We start from the raw sequence: 16,537 nt of genomic DNA, 5'->3' as shown, positions 1-16,537 counted from the left end.
CCTTCCGCCCAACCCGGCATTGCACCCCCGCCTCCATCCCTGTAAACGAACCCCCGCACCGTTGCCGGCCGCGCATTCCCGCGAGCCGACTCGCGGCGGGGCCTGTAGCTCAATGGTTAGAGCCGGCCGCTCATAACGGTCTGGTTGCAGGTTCGAGTCCTGCCGGGCCCACCAAATAAATCAATAAGTTATCAGCCACCAAGTCGCCAGACTGAAATCACCGCACCAGAAACCGCACCAGATACGTGCGCTTTTCGTTCACTGGCTGGGTCGCCTTAGCGATTTTGTCGACGGCATCGCACAAATAGTCGGAACGTGGCGGCCAACTTGTTGAGCAGCACCTCCAGCGGCATTCCGAGACAGCGCGCTACGCGCCCTTTTGGTACCGGCCAAATCGATGCTGTGCGATCGCCCAGGGCTCAAGTCAAGACCGATAAGATCGACGCTGGCGTCGGGCACGCCGAAAAGATCCATGCCATTGTCCTGGATCAGGTTTGAAGGAATGAAAAATGGCCTGGCGTGCCCAGAATTGGCTTAGTTGCCGTTGAAGCGAGCATGGCTCAACAGGTGCGGCAAATGCGTAGCTCGCGCGTTGGAATTCGATGGGCGCACTCAGGATTCCGCGAGCAAGCGAAGGCGTGCTTTCGTCTTACTATCTCTTCGAGGGCTCAATGTTCTCGACGGCGAGATCGAGCTTGACAAAGTCTGATGCCGACACCCTGCTACCCGTTCCTGGTGAACTGAAGTTTCTCGCCAAACGCTAGAAGCCCGGAACCTCTGACTGTGCCTACCACACGCAAGCTGTGATTCTGCGCCAATCACCCGCCTGGCGCGATGAACTCAGAGTGGATGGCAGATGCGGTATTGATGGCTGCATCGACTGACAGATTTCCAAATGCAGGCTGACAAAGGAGATAATTAGCGCCGGCCTCTTCCAGATGTTGAAGAACGGTCTGCCGCACAGAAGCGCGTGTTCCTACGACGCACAGTTCGCTTGCGATTGCGGCCTCGAAGGTCGGAGGAAGGTTGGCCGGGAGCGGTATGTCGTTCATTTCGTAGAGGAACTTAAAGTTAGCGAGCCACCGCTCGTAAGCAGGTGCGGCAAGCAAATAGGCCTCTGCCTGGGAACGTCCGATCACAATCATGCGGAGCAAAGCAATAAACAGGTCCCCACCGTCGGCCGGGCGCCTAAGGTTTCCATGAGCGCGAAATACGTCGGTGACTTTGCGAACAACAGAAGACGGTCCGACACAGGCAAGGTTCGCGCCATTGGCCGCAGCCCAACCGGCCGACTCTGGCCGGTTTGTGGCGACCCACGTCGGGGGGTGCGGACGCTGATGAGATGCAAGAGTTAAGGGAACATCGTCCAAAACAAAATGCTGGCCCCTATAGTTTAGAATGCCGCCATTCATTGCATTGACAAGGATCTGAGATGCTTCCTCGTAGCGACTAGAAGCCACATCCGGATTCACGCCGAAATAGGTCAGCTCCATTGGGAGTGAACCACGACCAATACCGACTTCAAGTCTGCCATTACTCAAGTGGTCCAACATGCAGATTTCCTCGAAGGCACGCAACGGGTGGTACAGATTAAGCAGCATGACCAACTGGTTGACGCGAAGCCGGCGGGTGCGCTGTATGACGCTGGACAGAAACACGTTCGGGGACGGGCTTCGTCCGTGGGGGGTACAGTGATGCTCGGCCAGATGATAGGCGTAGAATCCGAGCCGATCGTAGGCCTCGGCCAACATTAAACGGTCTGCGTATTGCTCGGTGATGTTGCGCCCACTATCGTCAAAATGATCGAAGATGCCGCAAGTTGGGTTTGAAGCAGTGGTGTTAGTCACTTGATTATCTCCAGCTTAGGAGTTTGAGGTTCGCGTGCTTGCAAACGATTGGAGTAGAAGGCGCGGTCTATTGCTTGTGATGCAGACCAGTATTGATTGCCCGCCGGCGATGGGATGATTCAAGGCGCTCGTCCGGTAGACGTCGAGGCGCCTCAGCTAGGGACAAGAGCAGGCGCCGCAGAACCTCTCGTGCACGTGCCAGACGCGAGTAGAATGATGATCAAGTGTAGCGATCTGCAGCACGGCGAACCTTGCCGACGGCGCCAAGAAAGGCCTCCATCTGCTCACTTGTGCCGACGCTAACGCGAATGCAATCTTCCAGGCCGTCATCCGGAAAGGTGGCAACGAGGATCTTCTGACGTTCCAAAGCGCTTTGCCACCATCTTCCGTCCCGACCGGCAGGGACACAGGCAAGCAGAAAATTTGCGTGTGAGGGCAGTATCGAGAAGCCGAAGCCGGAAAGGGCGTTCGAAATCCGCTGCCGCTCATTCTTTATATGCTTATGGTTCTCGTCGTAAGCGCTGCGGTGGGCAAGGACACTCATACCGACGGCATGAGCCACCACATTCATGTTAAACATATTTTGGAGGGCGCGAAGTCTTCCAATCAGCTCGGGATGGCCGAACGCGAAGCCAATGCGAATTCCCGCGACCGCGTAGCTCTTAGAGAACGTGCGCAACACCAGAACATTCGAATAGCGATCGACTAGATGCAGCCCGTTCTCCGGTGCGAAATCAATATAGGCCTCGTCCAGGACGACCAACCGGTCATATTGCGCTACGAGTCGCTCGATCTCAGCAATGGGCACGAACGAGCCCGTGGGGTTGTTCGGATTAGCCAGCAGAATGAACTTGGCATGTTTTGCAGGGCCGAAGAGCAGATTATTGATCGGCAGGCAGTCATGTTCGTTGCAGCGGACCTCAATTAACTGCGCCCCTTGTAGCTTGGCAAGCTGACGATTAAACGAAAACCCCGGCGACATCATTGCGACGCTGTCACCCGGAGCAAGAAAGGCTCTATAGACTAGGCTAAGAAGCTCAGATGATCCATTTCCTGCCATAACGCGATCCACAGAGATGCCATAGGCAGCGGCCGCCGCTTCCCTCAAGGCGACATTGTCATGCTCCGGATAAATGTATTGCCGCTCTAGCGCTGCAATCGCGCTTCGCATCACCTCGCGTGGCAGCGGAAATGGATTCTCATTCGTATGTAGCCTCACATAGCTTTCATCTAGAGCTGGCAGTAATCCTGTCGGGGTAGCGTCTAATACTTGAGCGATCGGGGTAAGCGAGGATAGCAGCGTCGCCAATTTTGCTTCCGTCATGAATATCTTTCGTTTGTTCGTACCGAGGTTTTGAGCGAGAGACTCGGCAATTGCGCGGAAAGCGAACGGCAGGAGTGCTCGAACTAACAATTTTCAGTTGGCGTTCAGCGCATCGGGGCCGGACCACGAAAGTCGGCCAGCTACTCGCATGCATGTCGACATTTTCCCGTGCAGACATCCCGGGAGTTCGCAGTTACCCGCTGCTGCAGAAAGGGTTCAAAGGGTTTATCGGCCGAAGTCTCTCGTCTGTAGACATTGAGCGATGTCGATCATCGTTTCGCTGTCCAGTACATTCCTCATCCTTTGCTCTCGCGCACTTTGGGCCGATTGCCCGGCGAGTGAGGCAGCCATCCGCTCCTCGGCGGCGCCTCCCGAGGTGCCGAAGCAGTGGATCTAACGGCTTACCCGGAGTTCGTCCGGGCGCGCCACGGCGTCGTTGTCCTAGATCGTACAATTTGACGCTACGTACGATTCAAGCCCCTTTTGGCGTCTTTGGCCTGATTTACTTTACTCGACGGGGCGATGCGTTGAAGGTATGCCGGCGAGGCGCAGCGAGCATATCGTCGGAAAGCTGAGACCTTAATGCCGTCATCCCGCCTGTCGCCTCTAACGTCCGCTGCGTGTTAGGCTTATCCCTCGGCCTTTGTAGTCCCGGCTGAACAGGTGGCGTTCCTAGGGTGGATGCAGTGCAACTGCGAAGATCCCTCTTTGTCAGGCCGGCATTGACTCACGCTTGCAGAAGATAACTGCACTGCCGTCGCGAGGTTCGAGTTGGCTGCGATCGCTGATATGCCCGGCAAAGCCGCAAATTGTCTCCTGCCAAACAATCAACTTGCCGCAGTTTGATTGCTCGAGCAGCCATCCAGCTCCTTCAACTTGAATTACTGAAGTTTGCCCAATGCGGTCCACGGCAATTCGTTCGTAAAGATGATTTCGCGAGGCGCCTTGAAGCGGGCGAGCTGCGATCTCACATATTCGATCAGAAGGTCCACCTCAATTTGAGCTCCAGGCTGCTTGACTATGAGCGACCGGCACTTCTTCCCAGCGAGCATCAAGCCGGCCGATAACAGCGCATTTAGCGACAGCGGGATAGATATGCCCATGTCTCAATAGCCGGGGCGATTGGATAGCCAGACGCGACCGTCACGTGTGCTAGCACCTTACAATCTAACGTCGCGTGCGATTGCCTTCTGTCGAGACTCGCACATTTTACGAAAGTGAGTGAAGTGAAGAGACGACAGACAAGACTCATGTTGGTTGAGATACTCACCGATTACGACGCTTCCTGCACTCGTGCACGGATCGTTGGTCAATAACTCACCGACGATATGTTTGATTTTAATATGCAGCGGGCTTTCTTGCGCTCCGTCAAATTGCTGCACGCTAACGATATCGACGCTGGCCGGCGTCCCTGTCCACCAGGGACAAAGCTGCGGGCACCCTGGTGATGTTTCCACTAGGGCTGGCCGGTTCGGCCTTCCGCGCGGAGCATAGATGGCATGTCCGCATTTCGCGCAGACGCAACGAGCTTTCCTGTCGAGCCGCGCGCGCGTGTCGCGCCTAACACATTTGAACAATTCCGGAATTTAGAGGCGAGATTCTGCATAGAGATACGTATTCAGGGCCTGCCGGATATTTCAGTAACTTATCAGGCGTCATTTCGCCGGATCGGAATAACCGCACCAGATATTGAACTAGAAACGTGCGATCTTCTTTCCCCAGTCGGATCGCGACTGGCGATTTTTTCCACCGCATCCGACAAATAGTCGGGATGGTGATGGCCGTAAGTGTTGAGCAGCACCTCGAGCGACATTCCGAGATAGCCCGCCGCTTGCCACGGATCTGCCCCTCGCTGCATAAGCCAAGTCGCTGCGGTGTGCCGCAAAGTGTGAGGGGAGATTCCCGGTGCCAGGCCTGCGAGCCTGACAGCACTCTTGAATGCCGTCTTCACCGAGGTCACAGCCTTCCCGTTGTACTCCACGAAATGCTTCGCCTCTGGATTAGCTCGGTGCCAGCGCCGCAGGTGCGCAAGCAAGCGCAAGGGGATTGGCACGGTTGGCTGCCGTTTGTTGGTTTTCGCGCTGCCCTGCTTCAGGCGGTAGTAGCGGCCGCGCTCTAAGTCGACGTAAGAGCGACCAATGGCCGGAATGGGAGATGCAGCTGCGATAGCTCCAGCACGAGTTCCGCTGTAGATCCCCAATAAAATAAACCGTGCAAGATGGCGCAGTGGACGCTTGCTTGTCGGGACCTTCACATCGTCGGTCGGCCGACGAGAGCCCTTTTGCATTTCGCGATAGCGCCAGCAGGTCCAAATCAGTTTCGCCGCATCGCTCCGCGTCAACCACTTGTCCCGAGGTTGGCCCTTCTGTGGCAGCGATATCTTGACGATTTCCCGATGATATCCTTCGGCCGCGTGGTGACCAATGGCTGCGCGGAGGTCTTCAAGGTCTCGGCGCGCGCCTCCCCTCGTGGCGCGCTTCTTGGCAAACGAGCGACACGCCTCCCCGTTTACCTCGCCTAGCATTTTTGCTCCCCACCAGTCGTTCAACCGCTCGATCCGCTTTTTGAACTTGCGGATATCGGGGATGGCATTTTCGCTCTCGCCATCGACGCTGAAACGCTCGCGAAGTTTGTCCAATTGCGCGTCTAAATAGATCGAGAGAACGTCCGCAACTGCGATATCATCTATGTGGCGAATTCGTCGCTTCGGCGTGTGTTTAGAGCTTATGTAGTCCTTTAGTTTTTCCTCCGCGGCCGCAATCTCATCTGCAACGCAGCCTGTGCTGACATCCCGGCCGTTGTCTCTGATGATCCAGGTTGCCTGGTGGGTGATCTTTCCGCTCTTATTCCGGCGGGCAGCCTTGAGCTGAAGTCGGGCTCCCTTGGTTCTTCGCGGCATAGCTCTCTCATCCGTTGGATATGAGCCAGGGTTGTAAATTCCTTGCCCGCTATCTTCTCGGTGACCAATCGGTTACGATCGCGCTCGCGACGTAGACCGGCGACCGAAATTCCTCCCATAGGAAACGCGATCTTCACGGCATCAACGAGGCGAAGAGGGGTATCGAGTGTAATTTCAGGTTGCGTTCGACTTGGCATAGAGGCCCATGGCGCGACCGTTAAAGGTGAACTAAGATGTCGGCGCATGGTGGGGAGTAAAGCTTTCTTTCGTTCCATCGCAGGATTGGCGGTCGCCTCGCAAAACTGAGCAGAGTGCGCAGCACCACCTGCTTCTTGGACCTGCTTTGGCCGCGCGGTAAACGGACCGTCCGATCTGGCGAAACGGGCCTGTCTTGTCGCCGGACAGCGGTAACGTCAGCAGCGGGTTGGCCTCCGTCCCGGACGGTCCCCTTCACGACCCAGCCTTCACCCTCCAGAGCATGGCCTACCCTGCTGAGAGCGTTGGGGAAGAGGATCCCTGGCAGGGTGACGCGCTTGGTCCCTTGAGGTGTCGTTTGCTGTATTCACGTGAAGTGCACCCCATGAAGGGCTTCGTTTTTGCCGCTTCAGCGGTCTTGGTGTGGCCGTTGCCGGCTGCACACAGGGGGAAACTAATCTGAAAATCTGCGGCTTCGCGCGCGCGATTGTGGGCCCGGTACGTGGCGGCCATCGTCGGAGAGATTGCGGTGGCCTCCACGCCCCCCCTGGAAATCGGCCCCATAGCTAAGGGGATCAAGCGCTTAGCTGCGGCAATAGGCCGGAAGGAAAGGAGCCCGGTCAGAACTGCCTGTACCTTTAGGCAACGGCGGCAAATGTGTCCCGGACCATGATGAATGACTTCCCGTGCAGATCTGAGGAGTCATTCACCTCGTCTACGCCACAAGCGGTAGTGAGCCGTCCGAACTGCGCTTGGCCCACCTTTTGAAGTGAGGCGCCGTGTCCTCTCTAGAAGGACCGCAACGCCTCGCTGGTCGGTCTGTAGTTCTAACCAACGATCATCCCCCGCGCAACGACAGCGCTGTCAACGATCGCCTTCAGCGATAGCGAAGTGATCTGGCACGTGTTTCCTGCGCAGGTCGACTTCCTCCTCATCGTCCGCTTCGTCGCCACCGGTGCTGGTCGGCGCAACTTCTGCACGCTGCGGTCAGCTTCGTCGTATCGCTCCTGCTCCAGCCACTTTTCTAGAGGCATCCGGCGCCGTCCTGGCTTTGCACTTGCGGCCCTCGCAGCAGCTCGGCTTGCGATGTGGTCGACGTCGGGGCTCGCGATATCTCCGTAGGCCCGCCTGCTCGCCTGTTTATTGCCGTAGCGACCGTATGCTCGCCAGTTGAGATCAAACTCTCCCGTCAGCCAGAATTCCGAGCGGCATACGCTTTAGCCATTCCCGCTCCGCAGATCTATAATTTTAGTTATGGCTTCTTGAGACTCTTCGGCGGGTCCACTGTTTCAGTGTGATAGATTGCATCACCACCTGCCGCCCGATCTCAGCACCCCTCTCGTCCAAAACCAACACGACCGTGCCGCTAACGGGGTCGAACTCCGGATCGCTCCCAATATCCTGAGCGACACGAGCGCCGTATTTCAGCGCGAGATCAGCCGAGCCAAATAGCTCTCCCATCTCGCCCGGCTGTGCCTCGCCATTGTGGAGTATCGGGAAGTAGTAACGCTGCATGGCCACGGCCCTCGTCTATGAGGTCATCGTGCGCTATCTAAGGATGCGCCGTACCTGTCAAAAATGACAGGTCATAAACGGGGGGTTGTACTTGTCGATAGCCGCGCCGCCGCGCGCTGAGCTAATCTGGACGTCAATCGTTTGGTTAAAAGTCGAGCTGTGGCTGCGGATGCCGAAGGACTAGCAACAGGGCTCAGGGAACAGTGCAGGACTTACGTAGTTTTCCCGGTAGCCCAGTTCGTGATGCTGGGCTAGAAGGTGCCTTGCCCCAGCTCACTTCCCCTTGGTGATGCTGGGGCTTTTTTCGGCTTAGGGCGGCTTCACCCAAGGGCCATCGGCAGGGTTGCGAGGCCGACGGTGGTCAGCCCCGTGCCAATGCGTACACTATCCAGGGCTGCCTCATCACGCCACTCGGTGTTCCTGCCCGAGACAAGCAGCACTCGTCCGACGCGCGCTACTTGAGATGGACCAAAGGCCGAACAGGAGCATCGCGGCGACGCCGACTGTGGAAGATTCTCGCCCCCGAGCTAGCTCTTTGCCCATGCTCGAAATCTAAGTTAGGGTGGAGCCGGTGTGCAATTCATGCCAGCCAACTGAGGCGGCGTTACTCGCCAGCCTCTTTGGTCTGCATTTCGGCTAATGCACACTCCAGCTCGCCGGCTAAAACCTTGTAGTGCGCCGCCGCGCGGCGAAAGACATTTCGCTTGATGTCGCTCTTAGCCGATCGTCTAAGCTCCTCGCAGTTGGCGATGTTCGCCCGGAGCCTCTCAAGGTGGACAAGGATGTCTTTCATGGAACCGTCCCGATCATGCCGAGGGCGTAGCAGATCGCTGATGACTAGGATAGTACAAATGGCACCGTGCTCCGCAGGATACCTGCCCGGTGACTTTGGATAGCCGACGTGTGCTCTTCGAGGCAGTCATCTTCAAGGCGAATAGCGTGCTCGAATTCTAGCCTCAGAGCCCGTTGAGCAGGCGCCCCTTCATGTGTAACGGCGTTGGTCGGTCGCTGCTTGCGCTGTTCGTCTATGGGAACGTTCCGGCAACTACGGGTACTTAGTTTTTGGGGTGGCGGCCTCTTATTCGCGTCGATAGACTCCTCGTAACAGCATTGGTTGGTCCCCCTTTCAGCCAGCTGCTGACCTCGCCTACGAACCGGCACACTTTGACTTCCGAGGCTCATCGCTCCACGCGCCCGACCCGAGAAAGTTTGAGTGCAGACGTTCATGGCGCATTGTTTCCTGACTTGCGCTTGGACCGGAAGCGCCGCACTACGCCTGCATGTGAGCCAAGAAGTCGCTGACCTGCCCCTGTAATGAAGAGATACTTTTGCTCAAATGTCTCGCCTTTCCAATGGCTTGGTCCGCCGACGAGCCAGAGGTGCGCGAGGCGTCATTTAACTGGTCAATATCTCTGGACGCTTCGCGCATATCAACACTGATGCTGGTGATGCTTCTTGAGATGTCGTTCTTCACAATCGATTGCTCTTCAATTGCCGCCGAGATGCCGCTCGATATCTCTTGTACTTTTTCGATGATGTCGGCGATATCACCCATCGCAGCGGTCGCCTGTGCCGTCCTCTGTTGAATGGCAACAATCTGAGCATCAACCTCGCTGGTCGCTTTGGCTGCCTGCGCAGCAAGATTCTTCACTTCTCCCGCCACCACTGCAAAGCCTCGCCCCGCTTCGCCAGCCCGTGCTGTCGATGGTTGCGTTGAGCGCCAGCAAATTGGTTTGCGAGGCTATACCTTCGATCATCTGGACGACGCTGCTGATCTTTGTCACCGACGCAACGAGCTCACCTAATGTTGTTTCAGCATGTGCGGTCTTGCCGCGCGCAGTTTGCGAGATATTCGCGGCGCTGGACACTTGTCGGCTGATCTCTGAAATCGAGGCCGAGAAGTCCTGAGCGGCCGAAGAGACTGCGGTCGAGTGTTCTTCGGTCTTTTTCACTATTGCTGTCACGCTTCAGTGCGAAGACAGACATCTCCCGTCGAAGCCGTCATTTCCGACGCGACCGCTTGCATGTCCTGCATCGAGCTCGCCACAACGTCGACCACTCGCGATACATCGCTGTCAAATCTTTTCGCAAGAATCAGCCGCTCTTCGCGCATGCGAACCAGGTCCGTTATGTCCTGCCAAACACACACGACGATCGGACGAACACCGTCGCTCGTCGGCGTCTTTCAACGCCGAGTCTGTAAGTCTAAATTTCGGCTTGTCACTGGACAACCTCAACGATTGAAGCTCGTTTGGCGCGGCACCACTTTTGAGCACCCCGGTGGTCGATTATCTTACGACCTACGACAGCTGGCCATTCCTAGCCGCGATGTTGAGCTTAAATTTCGCTTCGCCAGTTCACTCATTGACTACGTTTTTTCGAGCATCGCTCATGAATCGAACGGGTGGCGCGCTGTTGGTGCCGACGAACTGAGAGTCCTCAGTCGATCCTCGAGCTGTTGTCGGGCCAGTCACGCCTGGCCATTCATATCGATCGCGAGAGGGGCTCGAGAAGATCTGTAGCATAACAGAAGGTAGGCAGCATCACACGCATGATGCTTTGAGATTATTGGCTCACACATTGAAGGATGCGGAGCATGCCGAGCTTGCCGCAATGGACACCTCTATAGAGCCTCTGGAAAGCATGCTACCGGCAGACGACCTGAAGGTCTCCTTCGTATTCGATAGCGAGCCCTCGATTGTCGTTCAGCGGGGTGGATCCGTGGTCTCTACGAGGACGGATACCTTCCAGGACTTAAACCTAGCCTTCTGGAAACGGGGGCAGGCTCGTACATCGAGATGCTATCCCTTTCGCTGGCGGCCTTGAGCAGCTTGCTGATGTGTCTGTCTATGACCGAAAGAATAGTAGACGTGTTATCTACATCAGAGCTCGCACGAAGATCCTGTTTTCCCCGCAATTGCCTGCTGTCATCCGGCGGCGCGCACTCCAACCTGCCGCCGCCCCGTCTGCGACCGAGACGCGCGAGTTGCAGAAGTATCTCGTTGCCTCTCGCATTCTGAGGCTCGCAACGCTTTGTCAAGCCTGGCAAGCTCCGGAAGAGCGACACCCATCTCGTCCCAGTCCGCTTCAATCGCCGTCCGCCTGACGATCGCAACCGGAATAGGGGCAGGTGAGCTTTGCAGCATACTTGTTGCTGATGTGGCTCCCGAGCGGGGCGCGTGTCAGGATTCGCGGCAAGGAAGCAAGGGATCGGCGAAACTTGTTACCCAAACTAAAGGATCGGCGACGCATCGGCGCTGCTACGACCAATGCGGTCATGCCTTCTTCTCGGCAATCCGCATCGCAGCACCGGTCGCCTTCCATAGCGGATGTTCGAAGAGACCAACGAGGTTGTGATGAGGTCAGGTCACGTCGCGATCGAATGGTGGCTTCAGCGCAAAGATCAGACCTCCATTCCAGTCAGGATAAGTCTTGTCGTCTCGAAATTTGACGGAATGCCTATTCCGAGCGCGCTCGGCACGGCTCGTGCTCAATGAGCTTCGTCGCTGCCTGTCGGCCACGACCCTGCCGCTGGGCGAGCTGTTCGCAAGTGGACCTTGGCTCATCATAAGACCCATTAAGCAGAAAGGACGGCAGGCGATAGCTGCTTTGCGCTGATTATCGCCATAGCTGCCGTGCTAAGCTTGAAATTCGTATTTTGCCCGGGACCAAGATGGTCGGACGCATTCGCAATATAGTCATTGCAGGTACTTTCCTCGCGGTTGCTGCCGGTAACGCTACCTGGGATCTGGTGAACAGCTATTTCGGCTGCATCCTCGCGCTCGGCGCGTCGTTCGCTGCCGGCCGTTGCTTCGAACGTGCCCTCATCAGACGCGCTCATCGCGAGATGACGCGGCTTCATGGCGCGGACTGGCGCGCGGGAGACCGTTAGTCTGGCTGGATCGGTTCACCGCAAGTAGAGTCTGCTGGAGGACTGTACTTTCCCGTTTCCGCGAGCAGGCCTGGCACCTAGAGGCGCCCGCGTCAGAGGCCGAGGGCTCTTAAAATCTGGCTCACGCCCGACGCCCTTTCCGGCGGCTCTAGTCGCCGCCGCAACGCGAAATTGTCCGCGGAGACCGGCGTGCCCGTCTACGACGCCGATGCCGCCGTCCATCAGTTCTAAGAAGGCGACGCCGCGTGTGCATGATTGGGGCGGGTATCGCACGATCAGGGCTCGAGGCCGTGCTGCCGCAGAACTTTGTGCATCAGCTCGCCTTTGATCTCACGTGCGATTTCGCTGAGGATCTGAGCTCCGACCACCCTCCGGGCATCGACATCATTTGTCAGGCCATGCTCCGCGAGCCGCTCGTTCAAGCGCGTCGGAAACTCATCTTCCATCGCATCGGCAAGCCGGTCCCGCATCGCGACATGATCATCGGGGGCGATCCGCCTCACCACCGTATCCCAGGGCTCCCAGCGCGTTGCTAGAAAATCCTCGAAACCCGTCGCTTCCAGTTCCCGCACCGACGTCTCAGCCCTAGCAACGTCGTCCGCCGTGACGTCAGCGAGATTCAAGAAGCGCATATCCGGGGCGATGTGGCGCAGTTCCAGTCGATCCCGTAGCTGGGTCTGATAGGCAAGATAGACCTCGATCTCGTCGATATTGGCCTCCGGGTCGGTACGACGGAGCGAGTTGACCGTCTCGCGCGCGATGTCGTCAAGCGCCTCCAAGCGAAACATGACACGGCCATGTTGGATCAGCTTGTCGAGCCGATTGTCATAAAGCCCGTCCTTGACATCAGCGTTCACGCGTGCGGTCTGCATGCCATTCCAGGTCAAAGTGATGCGGTCCTCGCAGGACGCAGTCGCTCCATTGGCCAGCTCGAAATACTGCTCGCGCAGCTGTGGCCTCAATGCGGCCTGCAGCAGATTCTCGGCCACCCGGTCGCGGAACGCCTGATGACCATAGTTCACCGTGCCCGCGAGCCTTTCAAGAAAGAGAGCGAAGTCCTGCGCACCTGGCTCTTCGGCGAAGCCCTGCCATGCATCCACTGCGCCGGGCTCGTCCGCGAGCCAATCCGCGACAACCTCGTGCAGAAGCCGCGGCTGATGTTCCAGCGGTTGTAGCGGCATAGAAAGTAAAACCTGCGGGCCGGTATAATGCGCGCCACGCGTGGCTGACGCCAAATCGGCCAGCACCGGGGCCGGTATCGGATTCGACCGTAGGTCGATGCTGTACGCGCTGCCGAGCTGCGTCATTAAGGTCGAGGGGCAGGCTCGTCAGCTGGTTGTTCCTGGCGCCGAGCATTTCAAGCCCGCCCGGGAGCGTCTCGGGCAAATTCGTCAGCCGGTTTTCGCTGACATCCAGATATCCAAGTCTGGCCGGGATTTCGGGCAGGCTTGTCAATTGGTTGTCGCTTGCGTCCAAGTAGCGCAATCTGGCTGGAAGATCGGGCAGGCTCGTCAGCTGATTTTCGCTGACGTCGAGGCGGCGGAGCCTAGCTGGAAGGTCGGGCAGACTGATCAGCTGATTATTGCTGGCGGAAAACTCCTCAATCGTTGCCGGAAGGGCGGGCAGATCGGTCAGCTGGTTACCATCGACGGTCAAGCTGCGGAGCCTGGATGGGAGCTCTGCCGGCAGGCTGGCCAACTCGTTAGCCATCAGCTGGAGGTGCCTCAGCCTGCTCGGGAGGGCGGGCAGACCAGTCAGACGGTTGTCAGAGGCGTATAGGTCCCGGAGTCCGCCCGGAAGCTGGCTCGGCAGGCTGCTCAATTGGTTACCGATGACGTTGAGGGTGCGGAGCGTGGGCAGGAGTGAGGCTGGCAAAGCGGTCAGGGACAATGACGACAAATTCAGCTCGTCTCTGACATTGCCCTCGTCCCGCCATGCCCTCGTCCGGATGACCGCCTGTTGCCGATTCTCGTCTTCGCCCTGCCCATCTTCCACTGCCCAGCTCGCTAGGACGCGGTCCTGGGACGAGACGAGGTCGGCGGCCGCCGCTCCTGTGGCCCATCGGGCCAGGACTGACGCCCACTGCGGCAGGCATGAGGGGGACCGTCCAGCGGACCCCGACGTTGGCTCGGTGCTTTCGGATTCGGAAGCTATGCCAGCGCGAGGCTGGGCCCGTTCTGTGTTCATTGAACTTCATGACATGTTTGCCTCAGCCAAGAAGGCGGCTCTATCGGCTAGATCGAGACGTTCGCATACTAGGAAGCTCAGCTGTCGATAAGCTGTCGAGATTGGTTTATCCGGTCGGCTAACATGCCCGGGACTGTCTGCCGCTGTATATGCCGAAATTCGCCTGAGCAGGAAGCTCGCCTTCCGTGAGGCTCCCGCCGAGCTTGTCAAAGGAAGCCGATCGAGAGCCACGGCACGGCTGCTACGATCAGGGTGCCGATCAGAAGCGCGATGATGTAGCCCACGATCGGCCTCATGCCCATATCCCGGTTGATGCGGCTGATGGCACAGACCGCGTACAAGTCCGAACGGCGGCGCGAACAGGCCGATGCCCAAGGACGACCACATTCGCGTAGTGGACGTCGTGCACCCCGACCAGCCGCGCGAGCGGAAACAGTAGCAGACCCTCGCAGGCGCTGCCCTGCAGCGCAGCCGGATAAGGGGGCTCGTATACGAAAACTCTCTTTCGCCAGCTTCTGCAACACAGAGAAAGGCGGTTCGGTGGAAAAGTCACAGCTACAAATGCGATTGAAGCGTAGCCCTGCTTCTTCAGCGAGAATAGTATATAAGTTTTCACTTTAAGAGTGACTCAACGTGGTCCGTCCGTTCTGGTTCGTGCTCGACGAAATGGACGAAGCACGGGGTCTGGGAGGTAGTCGCACGCAATCTGTCTCGTCGCGCTGTAAACCACGTCCGAGTTGTACTTCCATTTCAGGCTCAAGCAGCGCAATCGCGTGGTATCCCAACTCCGTGGTGAGGTGCTGCTTGAGAGGTGCTGGCGAAGATCGCTTTCCCGTGTGCCGAAGGCTCGAGCTTCGGCGGTGGCCTGGGAAATCAAGCGAATAGGGGGCGGCGCGTCAGAGCCCCGCTCACAATACGCTCGCCGTCTGCTATTGCGACGCCAACAGCAACTGCGCCCAGTTCTACATCGCACCCTGCGGCAGCCAATGACGCGAGTTTCCTCATTTTGATAGCGCTCAAACATTCTTTGCGGCAGAGCGGCTTGCCCGTTTCTAGTACTCGGAAACTTTGATTGCCGGCGACTTCTGCTCAGCTTTTTTGCTGCGGATTGGCCTGTATCGTGTATCTCAAGCGTTTGGTCGCACTGGGCCAGCGGAGAGTGCGGCTGCGTGGTCACTCAAGGTCGTGGGGCCATGTCCGCCCCACAGCATCCCTACTGGCTTGTGATAGTTTCGCATCCCACGAAGTGGTACGTTTGTGCATGGTGCGGGCGAGTATCGGACGCATTAAAATAGGGAGGAGACACGCATGAGCCGTTCGGGCCCAAGGCTCCATCCGCCACTTATGATAGATCGATCTGAGATTGAGTCCGTCTCGAGCTTTTTGACGCTGCTAGTTGAGAAGCGTCAAGCGACATCTGAGATAGCGATAGCCACGGATGCAGATATTCGCATTCCGATTGACAGCGTCTCTAAGGATGGAAACTTCGACGCGTACGTACACGTGGGATTGGCGGGCGGCGGGCATCCCAATATCAAGCTGCTTGTAGATTCTGGAAACTCGACTCTCATTTTGCCTCGATTTGACGAGATCCAGCGACTACCCAATTTCAAAAAGAGTTACAAAATCGAAGCTGAAGATGTCAGAGAACCATGGGGCGCGCCAGCAAATATTGTCACAGGCCCAATTGTGCTACCGCGCGCGGGAGGCACGCATACGATATCCTCTTGCACATTTTACGCCTGCACTGACGTGAATGACTGTGGGGAGTACACAGCAAATTTTGGGATTGGCTGTGTAGACCCTTGGTCAGCCGGAGATTCGCATGAACTGCGATCCCCGCTTTCATACGGGGCAGACTACGTTCAGATCGACTATGCTCCCGTCGATCAAGTTCTTGCCTCAGGCGGTAAGCTGCGGGTTGCACCTGGATCGTACCTTACCCTATGCAGGGCAAAACCGGACGGCTTCTCGACGACGCTAAAGATCCTTCAAAATTTGGCTTGGATGGCGCTCAAACCGCAATCCTTGGTCATAGGTGCGCAGAGAACAGATTGGCCGGGAAAGGGAGAAAACACATCCGTAGCTATGATCGACACCGCAGGGGGTCCAGTATTTCTAAGCGATCCCGAAAATTACTTACGGAAACGCGATTGGCCCGAAACATTGCCGGAAACGATACCAGATTTTTGGGTGTCTTCTTGCAAGGGGATGAGCGCTGACCTTGCCTTTTCGCTAACTGACGGCAAAGAAACGGTATTACTAACCATACGCAGCAAGGCATTGACACCTGCAGTTCAAGGCTTGTCTCTGATCATGTGTGATAAATGTGAGTTTATGCGCGCTCAGGACGGAATGAACATCGGTGGGCTAACGGCTCTTTTCTACTCGATTTTGATAGATTACAAAAATGCGCGAGTTGGATTTAAGCCGAAGCTCCATTCTGTCCGTGAGCCGGCAGTTCTCTCGTGAAGACAGGAATGTGAGAGCAAGCTAGTCGTAGCTAACCTATGATTCAGTTTTGGTGGGCGTACCTTAGTTTTAAAAATCAAGCATCGCGGCAGGCCACTCCTGCACTGTTTCTCCATCGAGTAGGCCAAGATGGCCAATTTCCTTGTGCATCCATCAGCGGGGTGAGATCGGAAAATTCAACCTCAATGAGCTAAAAGCCTGCGTCG

At 57.1% G+C, this 16,537-nt stretch carries 11 protein-coding genes, 1 tRNA gene and 2 pseudogenes; 3 read left to right on the top strand and 11 right to left on the bottom strand.

Annotation, left to right across the window (positions count from 1 at the left end):
- Positions 1–98 precede the first annotated feature (98 nt).
- Positions 99–174, top strand: a tRNA-Ile gene (locus tag ACVW16_RS25975).
- A gap of 644 nt (positions 175–818) precedes the next feature.
- Here ACVW16_RS25975 and ACVW16_RS25970 read toward each other — a convergent pair.
- The 10 genes and pseudogenes from ACVW16_RS25970 to ACVW16_RS25925 all read right to left on the bottom strand — a co-directional run bounded on the left by ACVW16_RS25970 (position 819) and on the right by ACVW16_RS25925 (position 12,979).
- Positions 819–1,847, bottom strand: coding sequence for an LLM class flavin-dependent oxidoreductase (locus ACVW16_RS25970; RefSeq protein ID WP_456701858.1), 1,029 nt, complete (start codon positions 1,845–1,847; stop codon positions 819–821).
- A gap of 220 nt (positions 1,848–2,067) precedes the next feature.
- Positions 2,068–3,171: a histidinol-phosphate transaminase gene (gene hisC / locus ACVW16_RS25965; protein ID WP_456701857.1), complete on the bottom strand. Its 1,104-nt coding sequence runs from the start codon at positions 3,169–3,171 to the stop codon at positions 2,068–2,070.
- Positions 3,172–3,882: 711 nt separating this feature from the next.
- Positions 3,883–4,080 (bottom strand): hypothetical protein, encoded by a 198-nt coding sequence (locus tag ACVW16_RS25960; protein WP_456705365.1) that lies wholly within the window; start codon positions 4,078–4,080, stop codon positions 3,883–3,885.
- Entirely contained in the window at positions 4,053–4,223 is a 171-nt protein-coding gene (locus ACVW16_RS25955; RefSeq protein ID WP_456705186.1) for an AMP-binding enzyme, read from the bottom strand. Before ACVW16_RS25955 ends, ACVW16_RS25960 begins: the two co-directional genes overlap by 28 nt.
- 596 nt (positions 4,224–4,819) lie before the next feature.
- Positions 4,820–6,070, bottom strand: coding sequence for a tyrosine-type recombinase/integrase (locus tag ACVW16_RS25950; RefSeq protein WP_456701856.1), 1,251 nt, complete (start codon positions 6,068–6,070; stop codon positions 4,820–4,822).
- Between the two features lie 1,443 nt (positions 6,071–7,513).
- Positions 7,514–7,780 (bottom strand): DUF6894 family protein, encoded by a 267-nt coding sequence (locus ACVW16_RS25945; RefSeq protein WP_456701855.1) that lies wholly within the window; start codon positions 7,778–7,780, stop codon positions 7,514–7,516.
- A 604-nt stretch (positions 7,781–8,384) separates the two neighbouring features.
- Positions 8,385–8,573 carry a hypothetical protein gene (locus ACVW16_RS25940; protein ID WP_456701854.1) on the bottom strand — a complete coding sequence of 63 codons (189 nt, stop codon included), beginning with the start codon at positions 8,571–8,573 and terminating at the stop codon, positions 8,385–8,387.
- Positions 8,574–9,050: 477 nt separating this feature from the next.
- Positions 9,051–9,648: pseudogene (locus ACVW16_RS25935) on the bottom strand (methyl-accepting chemotaxis protein).
- Between the two features lie 1,709 nt (positions 9,649–11,357).
- Positions 11,358–11,642: a hypothetical protein gene (locus ACVW16_RS25930; protein WP_456802446.1), complete on the bottom strand. Its 285-nt coding sequence runs from the start codon at positions 11,640–11,642 to the stop codon at positions 11,358–11,360.
- A gap of 305 nt (positions 11,643–11,947) precedes the next feature.
- Complete coding sequence (locus tag ACVW16_RS25925) at positions 11,948–12,979, bottom strand: NEL-type E3 ubiquitin ligase domain-containing protein (protein WP_456701852.1); 1,032 nt, start codon at positions 12,977–12,979, stop codon at positions 11,948–11,950.
- On the opposite strand from ACVW16_RS25925, the gene ACVW16_RS25920 reads away from it, so the two are divergent.
- Positions 12,951–13,451: a hypothetical protein gene (locus ACVW16_RS25920; RefSeq protein WP_456701851.1), complete on the top strand. Its 501-nt coding sequence runs from the start codon at positions 12,951–12,953 to the stop codon at positions 13,449–13,451. The genes ACVW16_RS25925 and ACVW16_RS25920 overlap by 29 nt on opposite strands.
- Before the next feature lie 614 nt (positions 13,452–14,065).
- Here the strand turns inward: ACVW16_RS25920 and ACVW16_RS25915 are convergent.
- Positions 14,066–14,304 (bottom strand): annotated as a pseudogene (locus ACVW16_RS25915) (TRAP transporter large permease subunit); the annotation flags it as partial.
- Positions 14,305–15,167: 863 nt separating this feature from the next.
- On the opposite strand from ACVW16_RS25915, the gene ACVW16_RS25910 reads away from it, so the two are divergent.
- Complete coding sequence (locus ACVW16_RS25910) at positions 15,168–16,331, top strand: hypothetical protein (RefSeq protein ID WP_456701850.1); 1,164 nt, start codon at positions 15,168–15,170, stop codon at positions 16,329–16,331.
- Positions 16,332–16,537: the final 206 nt, after the last annotated feature.

Source organism: Bradyrhizobium sp. USDA 4474 (assembly GCF_054057515.1).
Note: the sequence above shows the minus strand (reverse complement) of the source record. Positions and strands in the feature narration are given on the sequence as shown.